Source organism: Planctomycetaceae bacterium (assembly GCA_041398785.1).
Taxonomy (GTDB): domain Bacteria; phylum Planctomycetota; class Planctomycetia; order Planctomycetales; family Planctomycetaceae; genus JAWKUA01.
In genome coordinates this window covers 89855-102544 of sequence record JAWKUA010000010.1, presented here as the reverse complement: position 1 = coordinate 102544, position 12690 = coordinate 89855, and the positions used below count along the sequence as shown (strand labels likewise).

Annotated in this window: 10 protein-coding genes; 3 read left to right on the top strand and 7 right to left on the bottom strand. The window is 60.1% G+C overall.

The window, feature by feature from the left end:
- The 5 genes from R3C19_13485 to R3C19_13465 all read right to left on the bottom strand — a co-directional run bounded on the left by R3C19_13485 (nucleotide 1) and on the right by R3C19_13465 (nucleotide 7048).
- On the bottom strand, nucleotides 1-1200 hold the full coding sequence (locus R3C19_13485) for a RimK family alpha-L-glutamate ligase (GenBank protein ID MEZ6061351.1): 1200 nt from the start codon (nucleotides 1198-1200) through the stop codon (nucleotides 1-3).
- 7 nt (nucleotides 1201-1207) lie between these two features.
- Entirely contained in the window at nucleotides 1208-1675 is a 468-nt protein-coding gene (locus R3C19_13480) for an ATP-dependent zinc protease (GenBank protein ID MEZ6061350.1), read from the bottom strand.
- A 339-nt stretch (nucleotides 1676-2014) separates the two neighbouring features.
- A complete protein-coding gene (locus R3C19_13475) occupies nucleotides 2015-3451 on the bottom strand; it encodes a DUF1501 domain-containing protein (GenBank protein MEZ6061349.1) in 1437 nt (478 codons plus the stop codon).
- A complete protein-coding gene (locus R3C19_13470; protein MEZ6061348.1) occupies nucleotides 3441-6179 on the bottom strand; it encodes a PSD1 and planctomycete cytochrome C domain-containing protein in 2739 nt (912 codons plus the stop codon). Before R3C19_13470 ends, R3C19_13475 begins: the two co-directional genes overlap by 11 nt.
- An 11-nt stretch (nucleotides 6180-6190) precedes the next feature.
- Complete coding sequence (locus tag R3C19_13465) at nucleotides 6191-7048, bottom strand: DUF1080 domain-containing protein (GenBank protein ID MEZ6061347.1); 858 nt, start codon at nucleotides 7046-7048, stop codon at nucleotides 6191-6193.
- Between the two features lie 222 nt (nucleotides 7049-7270).
- Here R3C19_13465 and R3C19_13460 point away from each other — a divergent pair, with 222 nt between their 5' ends.
- Both R3C19_13460 and R3C19_13455 read left to right on the top strand, forming a co-directional pair.
- Complete coding sequence (locus R3C19_13460; protein MEZ6061346.1) at nucleotides 7271-8035, top strand: MIP family channel protein; 765 nt, start codon at nucleotides 7271-7273, stop codon at nucleotides 8033-8035.
- A 683-nt stretch (nucleotides 8036-8718) separates the two neighbouring features.
- A complete protein-coding gene (locus R3C19_13455) occupies nucleotides 8719-9456 on the top strand; it encodes a hypothetical protein (GenBank protein MEZ6061345.1) in 738 nt (245 codons plus the stop codon).
- Between the two features lie 251 nt (nucleotides 9457-9707).
- On the opposite strand, the gene R3C19_13450 is transcribed toward R3C19_13455, so the two are convergent.
- Nucleotides 9708-10343: an LUD domain-containing protein gene (locus R3C19_13450; GenBank protein MEZ6061344.1), complete on the bottom strand. Its 636-nt coding sequence runs from the start codon at nucleotides 10341-10343 to the stop codon at nucleotides 9708-9710.
- A gap of 152 nt (nucleotides 10344-10495) precedes the next feature.
- Nucleotides 10496-12061, bottom strand: a complete 1566-nt coding sequence (locus R3C19_13445) for an AAA family ATPase (protein ID MEZ6061343.1) — start codon at nucleotides 12059-12061, stop codon at nucleotides 10496-10498.
- A gap of 148 nt (nucleotides 12062-12209) precedes the next feature.
- Between R3C19_13445 and R3C19_13440 the strand changes: the two genes are divergently transcribed.
- Complete coding sequence (locus R3C19_13440; GenBank protein ID MEZ6061342.1) at nucleotides 12210-12686, top strand: Crp/Fnr family transcriptional regulator; 477 nt, start codon at nucleotides 12210-12212, stop codon at nucleotides 12684-12686.
- The last annotated feature ends 4 nt before the right edge of the window (nucleotides 12687-12690 follow it).

The window sequence follows — 12690 nt, the reverse complement described above, 5'->3', positions numbered from 1 at the left end:
TCAGTCCGCTTCCGTGATTCCTGTGGATTCCAGTTGGCGAACTTTCGGTCGTCGCCGCTTGGCCGTTTTGGGCGGGACCATGCCGCGCATCGAATCGAGCCGGCCAAAACACAGCAGCCGGTCGCCGCCTTCCAGAGTGCGCGACAGCTTGGGATTCGGAATCACCGTACTTCCCCGGTACAGCGTCAGAATGTTGATGTCGCGGTCGCGCAGACCGGATTCGCCAATCGGTTTGCCGACGAATTCCGATCCTTCCGGCACGCGAATCTCCGCGACCCCGTAACCCCGGCTGACAGTCAGCCTCTGCCGAATGTCGATTTCCGGAAACTCAACCTGTGCGGCGATGTAATCAACAATCACGCCGGCGATATCAAGCTTCGTACACGTTTCAATACCTTCCAGGCCGGGCGACGAATTCACTTCCATAATCTGAGGCCCGTCGCTGCCTTCCAGCATGTCAACGCCGGCGACTCGCAGCCCCATGATCTGAGCGGCGCGGACGGCCGTGTCGCGATATTCGTCGCTGAGTTCGACGGGTTCCGTGCGACCTCCGCGATGGACGTTGCTGCGGAATTCCGATCCCTGAGCGACGCGTCGCATGGCTGCCACAACCTGATCGCCGACGACGAACGCTCGCACGTCGCGGCCCTTGCTTTCTTCGACAAACTTCTGAACCAGTACGTTCTGGCGAGTGGTCTGCAGCGTTTCGATGATGGCCTCCGCGATCTTGACCGAATCCGCCAGGATGACGCCCACACCCTGCGTTCCTTCCAGCAGCTTGATGATGACAGGAGCCCCGCCGATGCGTTCGATGGCTGGCAGTATGTCCTTGCGATCTCGCACGAACGTGGTCGTCGGCATCCCGAGTCCGTGACGGCTGAGAATCTGCAGGCTGCGCAGCTTGTCGCGGGAATTGGAAATGCCGGCGGACGAGTTCGCCGTGAACACATCCATCTGCTCGAACTGACGAACAACGGCCGTACCGAAATACGTGATCGACGCTCCGATCCGCGGGACGACGGCGTCATAGTCGGACAGGTGCTGCGATCGAAAGTAAAGATCCGGCTGGCCTTCTTCCAGATCGATGGAGAACTTCAGAGTGTCCAGCACGCGAGCTTCATGTCCGCGACTGATGGCCGCCTCACGCAGCCGCCTGGTGCTGTAACACTTCGAACTTCGCGACAGGATCGCCAGCTTCATAAAGTCCTCAACTCATCTTTGTTCGGTTGGGTCGGCCGCCGAGATACGACTTCCCGGGGTCCACGACAAAGCGAGACCGGACGGCCTCGCGCCCCAGCAACATCCGGAATCCCATCGCGTCGCGGTTGGCCAGCGTCAGTTCAATCGGCCAGCGGACACCGTTCCATTCCACTTCCGTCACAATCACCGGACGCATCGAAACATGCCCGCTGGAACTGCGGATCTGCCGGCACTCCAGCACTCGGCATTCGGCGACAATCGTTTCCCTGGTACTGCGCTGCAGCGGATGCACCTGAAAACTGACGTAGTCCTCACCGTCCCGCGTGAACAGACGAATGCGAAACGCGTGCAGACACGACGACCTGGCCCCGGTGTCGATCTTCGCCTTGATCCGGGAAATGCCCAGTTCCGGAAGAGAAAGCCATTCACGCCAGCCGATCACTGATTTTTCAGGTTTGGCTCGTGTCCTGGCCATAGGCGATGAAGTCAGAGAGTAATGACTGCTGCCGCCGATATTGCCCCGGCGCCACAGCGGAACTGCGGAACGAACCGCAGTCGAAGATCATAGCGCAAAGGGACAAAATGCGAAATCGCGAATTGCCCCATCGGAATCCAGAGTTCCTCGCAGCGGACGCATTCGGCCGCTGCCTGGCGCCAATGTCGCGAACCGGCCAGCCAGAGTGACAGCCGGCCTGAAACACAGCCGGCCTGAAACACAGCAGGCCAAAGACACAACCGGCCAGAGACGCAGCCGGCCGGGAAGACTCGGCACTGACGCGACCGAGTTGGATTTCCTCAACTGTGCAGAACACTGCTACGAGAGGATTTCCGTCACGACGCGGGCTTCGGTCACTCCCGTAAGTTTTTCCTTCAGCCCGTTGCGTTCCAGGAACAGTTCTTCGTGGTGAAGTCCCAGCAGATGCAGCATCGTCGCATGCCAGTCGGCGACGCTGACGCGATCATGCACCGCCGCGAAGCCGAGTTCGTCGGTTTCACCGTGCACAGTACCGGCCCGGACTCCGCCGCCGGCCATCCAGGTGCAGAGTGCGTTTTTGTTGTGGTCACGGCCGGCGTTGCGCACATCCTTGTCGGGCGGTAACTGAGCGATCGGAAGGCGTCCCATTTCGCCGCCCCACATCACCAGCGTCGAGTCCAGCAGTCCTCGCTGATGAAGATCTTCCAGCAGAGCGGCCACGGGCTGATCCGTCCGCCGGCAGGCACCCTGCAGTCCGGAGATGATTGCCGAGTGGTTGTCCCAGATCTGCCCGTTGATGAACAACTGCACGAAGCGAACTCCGCGTTCAATCAGTCGGCGAGCGATCAGGCAGCGCCGACCGTAGGATTCCGTTTCCGGCTGATCGATGCCGTACCGCCGCTGCGTGTCCGCCGTTTCCTGCGACAGATCCAGAGCGTCCGACGCCGCCACCTGCATTCTGGCGGCCAGAGCATACGTCGATATGCGCGCGTCGAGCTGCGGCCGATGAGGGCGTTTCTGTTCATGAATACGGTCAAGCCGCCGGATCAGGTCTCGTTCGAACCTTGATATGGACTCCGGCTGGTCGAAGTCCGCTTTCAGATTCAGCACCGGCGAACCTGTTGCCCGGAACCGGGTTCCCTGGTGAACAGCCGGAAGAAATCCCGACTGCCAGTTGTCGATTCCGTTCACCGGCAGACCGAGCGGATCGTCGAGCACAACATACGCCGGAAAGTTCTGATTCTCCGTTCCCAGCCCGTAAGACACCCACGCGCCCAGTGATGGATGTCCGAGGAACTCGCTGCCGGAATGAATTTTGTACAACGCCGGTTCGTGCGTCAGATTTGTCGTGTGCATCGAACGGATCATGGCCAGCTTGTCGACGTGCCTGGCCAGATGCGGCATCGCCTCGGACATCCACATGCCGCACTGTCCGTGCTGAGCGAACCGGAACGCGCTTTTCATCAGTGCGCCGGCCTGTTCGGGAAACTCAACTTCCCCGGCAATCTTCTTGAAGTGTTCCTGCCCGTGGTGCCGGTCCAGCATCGGCTTCGGATCGAACAGATCCATCTGGCTGGGCCCGCCATTCATGAACAAATGAATGACGGCATTCGCGGACGGCCTGCGCTGCGGCACCGGCCATTGTTCCGCGGCCGGCACGGAATCGGATGCGTAAACGTCGCGGCCCAGCAGCCACGTCAGCGCGGCTCCGTGCAGTCCGGTTCCGACCGAATCGAAAAAGCTGCGTCGGGAGATGCTCCGGGTTTCAATCGACATAGATGAACTCCGCCAGATTGAACATGGCGTGGCACCACGTGACCAGAGCCTGCTGGTCCGTGCCCTGCATTCCCACTTTGCTGTTGCTGCTTTCGGCCCATTGCGTGGTGAGCTGTTCCAGTGCCTCTGCCGCCGCAGTGACTTCTTCTTCGGACGGGTACCTGCTGAACGCTCGACGATAAGCAACGGAAATCTGAGCCGCCCGGTCGTCTCCCGCTTCGGACCGAATCCGTTCGGCGAAGTGGCTGGCCAGTTGATGAATCATCCGGTTGTTCAGCAGATGCAGAGCCTGCGGCGCGACCAGCGACTCGCCTCGCTGAATGCAGTTCGGCCCCATTTGCGGATAGTCAAAATTCTCCAGCAGCGTTGGAATCTGCGTCCTGCGCTGCAGAACGTAGATGCTGCGCCGCCAGCCGTTTTCGGATTCGCGCGAAGTGACCAGCCCGTCGGCGCGAAGGTCGACGGGATCGGCCGGGCCATACGGCGTGTCGTTCAGTTTTCCGGACACAAACAGCAGCGTGTCTCGCAGAACTTCCGCTTCCAGCCTCCGCAGCGGCGCGCGGGAATACAGCAGCCCGTCCGGGTCACGCTGCGGGGATTCTCCGGTGACGGCGGAACTCTGCCGATACGTGTTCGACGTCACGATCAGCCGGTGCATGGCCTTGATGCTGAAGTTCTGCCGCACGAATTCGGTGGCGAGCCAGTCCAGCAGTTCGGGATGTGTCGGTGCAGCTCCCGCTCTGCCGAAGTTGCCAGGAGTCGTCACGATTCCCTGACCGAAGTGATGCTGCCAGATGCGATTGACCATCACGCGAGCTGTCAGCGGATGATCCGGTCGTGTCAGCCAGCGAGCAAACGCCAGCCGCCGCCCGGTCGACCGGCCGTCATTCCACGGGGGCCGAATGTCAAGCGGTGCGTCGTCACGTGACAGTACGGCGGGAACTCCGGGTTCCACGGGATGACCGGGCGTCAGATAGTTTCCCCGCATCAGGATGTATGACGGAGACGGTTCGCCTCGCGACCACAGAGCGCGAATGCGCGGTTCCGGCATTCGCTGGCTTTCGAGCTGCGTGATCTGCTGTTCGAGCTTCTTTTTCTGTTCGTCGAGGTCGGTCGCCGCGAGTTCCTTGCGGACTGCGTCGACCTTTTGCGTGATCGCCGCTTCATGCTGTTCAAAGGCGCGCCGTTCCGCGGTGGTGACGTACGGCAGCGTGCGCGGTCCCTGCGACTTCAGCCAGTCGTGTTCGTCGTAAGCGTCCTTGAAAATGGCCGTCAGCCGATAGTAATCCCGCTGTGGAATCGGATCGAACTTATGCGAATGGCAGCGGGCGCACTTCAGCGTCAGTCCCATGACAGCCGTGCCCAGAATGTCCATTTCGTCGGCGATTACTTCCAGCCGGTCCGGAACGAAGTTCGTGATGTTCGCAAACGTCCGGTCCGGAGCCGTGCGCAGGAAACCCGTCGCGACAAGGTTGTCGCAGATTTCGTCATCGATGATTTCCGCGTGTTCGTAGTCGGCCAGTTCATCACCGGCGATCTGCTCAAGCAGAAACCGCGAATACGGCTTGTCGGAATTGAATGAACGGATCACGTAGTCTCGATAGCGGTACATGTGCGGCCGCACGCGATCTTCGTTCTGAGCACCTTCGGAATCCGCGTAGCCGGCGATATCCAGCCAGTGGCGAGCCCAGCGTTCGCCGTACTGACGCGAATCCAGCAGCCGATCGACCTGCTTCTCCCACGCCAGCGGATCGTGATCGTTTACGAACGCATCGATGTCTTCCGGCAGTGGAGGCAGTCCCGTCAGGTCGAAGGTCACCCGGCGCAGCAAAGTCGTGCGATCAGCGTTCGGTGACAGCGTCAGGCCGTGTTGCTGCAGCTTCTGCAAAACAAACGCATCAATCGGGTTGGCCACGCGATCGGATGAAGCGACGTCGGGCACAGCCGGTCGTTCGGGAGGCTGGAACGACCAGAAGTTGCGGTCTTCGTCGGAAACGGATGCTTCGTGCGCCCAGGCTTCGCGGTCGGCAGCCGGATCGGATTCCGGAAGTCCGCGTTCGATCCACTTCGCCAGTCGGGCCAGTTCCAGAGCTTCCATCGGCTTGACACTGACGGAAACCAGTTGTCGGCGCGGCGGCATATCTTCGGCCAGGATTCGCTTGACGATCAGGCTTTCCGACGGCTGCCCCGGCACCGCAGCGGGTCCGGATTTGCCGCCTTTCAGGATGGATTGTTTCGTTCTCAGATCCAGATCGGCTTCCCGACGTCGACCGCCGTGGCAGGCAACGCAGCGCAGATGCAGCAGTGGAACAATGTCGTGCTGCGTGATCGCCGGTTCGCTGACGCGGGCGTTTCGAAATGACGCACCATCCGAAATCCAGCGCCGAATGGACTCCAACTGCGACATGTCCAGCGGCTCGTGAGGCTCCGGCGGCATCCGGCCCGATTCAATCATTTGAAACAACAGACTGTCGTCCGGCAGTCCAGGCTGAATGATGTGACCGGAATCGCCGCCGTTCAGAATCCCCGCGGCGGAACTGAGATCGACACCGGCTTCCTTCGCGTCGGCGTTGTGACATTCGACGCAATGGCCGGCAATGACGGCCTGCGCTTCGTCTTCGAAAGCAATGCCCTTCGCTGCAATCCCGGCGGCGACCGGGGAAGTGTCAGCAGGCGGAGTCTGAGCGCACGCCGGAGTCCAGGAAACCGCCGACAGAAGTCCGACCACCGCCAGGCACGTCAGGCATTTGCGTCGATTTTTCGAATCTTGATGTTCTTCCAGCGGCATTTGGCGCCCTTTGGCCAGCCTGTTCCGCCATGAACCTGAACGGCAATGCTGCCTTCCGTGCCCAGATCCCGGCGAATTTGTTCTTTGGCCTTGTTGTAGCCTTCATTGGTGGAGGTCGCACCATCAAATTCGCAGACTTTGACGCCGTTGATCCACGTTGTGATTTTCGGATCCGCGCCGACGCAGCGAACTTTGGCGGTGTTCCAGTCGGTGACGTTCCACGCTTTGAGCCATTCGGCGGGCAGACACGATGAGACCGCTCCGACGTCCGACGCGGACACTTCCTTCGCGGTCTGCAGGCCGACAAGCTTATCACCGTCGTATTTGCCGTTGATGTCGAAGCACCGCGTGTTGAATCCTCCCACACCTTCGCCGTACAGATGGCCGACATTTCCATTGTCGTGGTAGTCAACCATCACCTGCAGACACTGCCCCTTGTCGTTGGCGCGCAGGAACAGCCCGGAACACACGCCCCAATCCGGCTTCATGTCGATCAGCAGTTCAAAGTCGCCGAACTTTTGATCGGTCAGCAGGATTCCTCCGTTGCCGGAACCCGGCGGATCCTGCTCACCGGCAATCACTCCGTCTTCGACGGCCCAGTGACCACCGGTTCCGTGGCCGATACGTTCGGGATTCCTGTGCCAACCGTTCAGCGTCCTGCCGTCGAACAGCGATACCCAGCCGTCGTCGTCCTGCGCGGTAATCGACGCGAAGACGCCCGGAGCCAGACGTCCCGCCAAAGTCAGCGCGGCCGCCGCGGTTCCGGTTGTTCGAATGAACTGACGTCGAGTTTTCTGAAGCTGTGACATCGAATCGCCTTTCGTGAAAATCAAAACCACGCGTCTGACGCCGGCCCGCGGGACATTCACCGTGCGCCGGCGCTGACGAACCGCCTTCTCGTGCAACGGGTCACAACACGGATCGCCCACATTCGACGCTTTGGTACTGTGAAATTTATCCGGCTTCGTTGACGGAATCCACTGCCCTGCAACCGCTCCCCGAACAGACACGTGCGGCCGTAAACCTGATGGATTGCCGGCATCCCCCGCGCATGCTGGCGGACTTCCGGACAGGCGGCGATACTCCGGCGATTCCGTGTTCCAGGTTGTCCGCCGCGGCCCTTCGTCCACAGCCAAAGTCAGCACTCCATGAAGCGACTCTTTGCCGAAGCCATTGGTACATTCATTCTGGTCTTCGCTGGTACCGGAGCCGTCGTCGCCAACGATTCGCACGGCGGCACGATCGGCCATCCGGGAGTCGCGCTGACGTTCGGACTGGCGGTGATGTCGGTGATCTATGCGATCGGAAAATTTTCCGGAGCACACATCAATCCGGCCGTGACGATCGCCTTTTGCGCGGCGGGACGGTTTGAAGGACGGAAGGTCGTTCCCTACGTCATCAGTCAGTGTGTCGGGGCGATCGCGGCGAGTGCCGTGCTGCGGTTCTTCTACCCGGAACACTCCACTCTGGGCAGCACCCTGCCGGCCAACGGCGTTTCCGAAATGCATGCGTTCGTCTTCGAAGTGCTGCTGACTCTGATCCTGATGTTCGTCGTGCTGAATGTGTCGACGGGCGCCAGTGAAGTCGGCGTCATGGCGGGAGCTGCCATCGGTTCGGTTGTCGCCTTTGAAGCGATGTTCGCCGGCCCGATCTGCGGAGCGTCCATGAACCCCGCTCGATCACTTGGCCCCGCACTGCTGAGCGGAAATGTCAGCACTCTGTGGATCTACCTGCTGGCCCCTGTTGTCGGAGCACAGCTGGCGATCCCCTGCTTTCGATGTACGCAGGACGAATGACGGCCGCCATTTCGGTTCCGGCAACCTGACGGAACCCGCAGTGGCGTTGAGTTCGAACGCCGCTTGCAGGACGCCGTCGACTCAATTGCGCGGTGGCAGTCTGCGCAAGGCGGGACGGATTCACCGTCTGTTTGGGCGTCGTCAGAACGCCTAACCCGGATTATTCACGCGGTCAGAATTTCCTGACGCAAGTCGTCTGGGAGACGGTGGTCATGTCGAGTCGGCGAAATACACACGGCACGATGGGACTCCGATCCCGTCGCTGCATTTCGACGTGATCGGAATCCAATCGTACAGCCCCGTGAATAATCCGAGCCAACAAACCCTCCGAAGCTTTCGCAGGTGTTGTCAGGGGTTCTTATGCTGGCCGCGGCGGACGCCGGTACTTTTCGCTCTACTTACTCCCACGAGCCCGAATGTCTCATGCTGCCCCGCTCGCGGTATAGATTGAAATTCCGCACCCGTTTGGACGGCGCGCGACGTCAGGCTGACAACGCCGGCGGTGACGTCGATCGGACGCTTCAGACCGTAACTGACGGCTGCGGTTTCGGTTGTGGCCGATCGGAGGAAATGGCACAGGCTTCGCGATGTCTGCGGTCCATGTGTCCTTTCAACAGTTCCCTTGTCGACACCGTCACGATGCACCGCTGATGAGTCTCGGCACTCTTAGAGAAAGCAGTCCCATGAACGTTCGAATCCTGTCTCTGACCGCAATGTTTCTTGCTGCCGTTTGTTCGACCACAATCGCAGCCGACCACAGTGCTTCCGCCAACGAAGAAGTTCGGTCCGCCGGCCTGTTTGATTCGTATCCGGCGAATCCGGGTTATGCACCGGTACGACCGCTGTTCGATCGACCGGCATACACCGGCTACACACCGGCGACTCCGGTTCGCCCCGCCACCGGCAACTGTACTGGCGGAGTCTGCCCCAACAACGGACGCAGCAACCTTAACGGCTACGGAAGCGCATTCCGACCTTTGTTCCCGACAACGTATCGCGACGACCGCAGTGCCTACGGCCGGACGGACCTGTTCGGTTCACCGGCACGCCCGGCCGGAAATTGCGTCGGCGGAAACTGTGCTACGGGTAGCTGTGCGAATGGACGTTGCGGCACAGGAAACTGTGTTAACGGAAGTTGTGCCGGCGGAGCCTGTTCGCACGGAAATCATGCCGCCTGCCGTGACGGAAGTTGTGGCGCCTGTGCAAACGGCAGGTGCCTGCAGACCGGCTACAGCTTCGGCAGCGTGAATGGAACGGCGTGCCCCAACGGTCGGTGTCCGCAGACCGGGCTTGTCCCGATCAGTGTCACCGGCGGTGACTGCCCGAACGGTAACTGCAATCTTCGAACCTACCAGCCGGTCCGACCAGCGATTCCCGCCACACTGGCTCCCATCGGTTTCGGACTGTTCGGCCGCTACTAAGCCGCTGAGTGGCAGCGGTTCCTCTTTCTGAACGGTCAACCGCTGAGTCTTCCGAAAGCACCTCCCACCGGATTGCCAAGACGGCGTCTGGTGCTTTTCAGTCGTCAGTCGTCAGTCGTCAGTCGTCAGTCGTCAGTCGTCAGTTTGAGATTTGAGATCTGAAATTTGAAATCTGTGATTTGAAATTTGAGATTTGAAATCTGTGATCTGTGACTTGAAATCTCAAATCCCAAACCCGAAATCTGACCTTTTCAATTCCCGGCCTGCCATTCGTCAATCCCGAACACCGTCAGCGAACGTGCTCCGTGAGCTCCGATGACCAGCGATTGTTCGATGTCCGCAGTCTTGGACGGCCCGGAAATAAACGCCGCAAACGCGTACCGGCCGACATCGATCTGACCGTACGCTTCGTGCATGTTGTGGACGATTTTCGAACCGGGAATCACGATCGCGATGTGCTGCGGAATGAAGTACAGCACTCGATGTCTGACGCCTTCATCGGTGACCCAGACGGCTCCGTTTTCCGCCACGCCGAAGTGGCCCGGCAGGATGGCGAAGTCGACGTTTTCCAGGTCGTGAGGATCGTCGACCGCTGCTTCCTCAAACGTCGAATCCCCCAGCCCGGCGATGGCCGAAAAGCGGACCTTCGCCGACTGCCAGACATCCAGCTTCCGCAATTCCGCATCGGCCTCGGCAACCGTTGCGACACGGACGAATCGTCCGCCGACGGACTTCAGCACGCTGGCAAAGTGATCCGCCGGGTCGTCAAAACTCTGCCACGGGCCCGCATCGGCAAGATCCGGCAGCGGTGACGCCTGAGGCAGCGCGGAACGCAGCTTACGAAAAATGGCGCCGCGTGACGCGTCGGCGGATGTGTCATTGTTCACGGATGCGGCACTTTCTGACGACGACAGATGGAAGGCCGTCAACATAGCAACTTGCCCGCGCGTCTTGAATGCGGCGGCAGCCTGTTTGACGTAAGCCAGTGCGAATTCATGCACGTCAGCGCCGCGGGACTTCTCACGCGCGGCTGGTGCATTCACGCGAGGCTGGTGCCTGATGTGGCGATGAACCTGTGGACTCTGTCCGCGAAATCATCGGAGCTGCTGTCGACGCAGTGTGCCTGTTCGAATGACGTCAGCGGCTCGGCGTCGGCCAACTGGGCTTCCAGCACCTGGACGTCCGCTTCCGACGCGTCATGCTGGTGATGTTGGCGATATTCGACTCGCTTTCGAAGTTCGTCAGCGTCGGCGTCGCAGCGAATGATCAGAAACGGGACGTTCAGCAGACCGGCCAGCCGAGCGAACTCTTCGCGCTGGTGGCGCTGCAGGAACGTGGCGTCGACAACGACGGGAAAGCCGGCGTCGATCACCGTTCGGGCAAGTTCGGCCAGACGGTCGTAGGTTTCGGCTCTGGCATCGGCGGAGTACATCGTCGCCTTCTGTTCGGCGCGGGAATGTTCTTCCAGGGCCATTCCGTGCAGACGTTTTCGTTCCGTGTCGGAGCGAACGCGAATCAGGCCGGATTCATCGATGAGCTTCTGAGTCACCGTTGTCTTGCCGCTGCCGGACGGTCCGCTGGTGATCATCAGCGCGAGCGGACGGTTCCGTGTGAAGCGGCGGGCGAGTTCCAGGTAGCCTCGACAGTCGTTCGAAAGATGTCGCTGGTCCGATTGAGTCAGGTCCGGCTGGTGGATTCGAATGGCGTCGATTTTCGCTCGCACGGTGGCACGGTAGGCCGCGTAGAACGGCAGCACTTTCAGGCCGGCGTAGTCGCCCGTTCGTTCCAGCCAGCGATTCAGAAAACGTGCGGCGATCTCCGGACAGCCGCGGTCTTCGAAATCCATCACAGCGAAGGCAATATCGCAGATGATGTCGATTCGACGGAGGTCATCGTTGAAATCGATCGCGTCGAAGACTGTGACGCGGTCGTCCTGCAGAAACATGTTCCCCAGGTGCAGATCGCCGTGGCATTCACGAATCATGCCGCTTTGCTTCCTGTCACTGAAGACCGGCAGAAGCTGACGGAATTCGTGTTCGGCATGATCTCGCAGAGTCTCCACCAGATCGTGAATGGACTGATCGGCGTGACACAGCAGTTCGAAGTTGTCACGAACCGGCTGCATGATCTGCCCCGGCCGGCCGTACCGCGACGTCGCATCCGCGACATGTGCAAGTTGATGAAAGTCCGCACACTGATCGGCAAGATTGTCAATGTGCGACGGCGAAAGTACGTGCAGCGGCAGGTGGCTGAGCAACTGTTGCTGGTCGAACTGCTTCATTTCCACGGCGTAGTCAATCACCGGACCATCGCCGCCGATCCGCGGTTGATCGATCGTTCCGGTCACAGGGACGACACCCAGATACAGATCCGGTGCCAGGCGGCGGTTCAGGCGGATTTCTTCCTCACAGAAATGCCGGCGACGCTCCAGCGTGGTGAAATCGACAAAGCCAAAGTCGACCGGTTTCTTAATTTTGTAGGCTCGCTGCCCCGTCAGCAGTACCCAGGAAATGTGAGTTTCTACAAGCTCGACGCGGTTGCACGGATACGGCAGCACTGCGGGGTTTGTCAGGCCGTCGATCAGTTGATTCTGAACGGTGCCCATGTCCGTGGCCTGGGAAAGTGGCGCCGATGAAGGCGCTGTTCGTGAAATGTGAATGTGGATGTACTATGGCTTGCCATTTGCTCCGCATTTGTCGTGCCGACGATTTCGGCTGCCATCTGTGCAGACAACTTTAGACAAGGCGCGGCTGATGACGATCGCCGAAACGAATATTTCCGACCTGCTCAGAAGTGTGCAATTTCTGGACGAATTGTCGCCGGGTGATCTGGCGAAGATCGCAGAAATCGCAGCGATCGAGAACCTGGCGAAGTCGACCGTCCTGTTTCAGGAAGGAACCGCATGCGAATCGCTGTACGTTGTCGCCGACGGAATGATTGGCCTGGACATGTGCATGCCGCGTCGGGGATGCATGAGAATGCTGACCGTCGGACCGGGCGAGATTGTCGGCTGGTCCGCGCTGCTGGCAGACGCTCGAATGACGGCTCGCGCTGTTGTCGTGGAAGATGTCATTCTGATTGCGTTTCCGGCCCGGCAGTTGCAGGAACTTTGTGACGCGGATCACGACATCGGCTACGTCGTGATGAAACAGGTCGCCATGGCCATGTCCCGTCGCCTGCTGGCAACTCGCCTGCAGCAGCTTGATCTGTTCATTGAAACCAGTTCCTAACGGG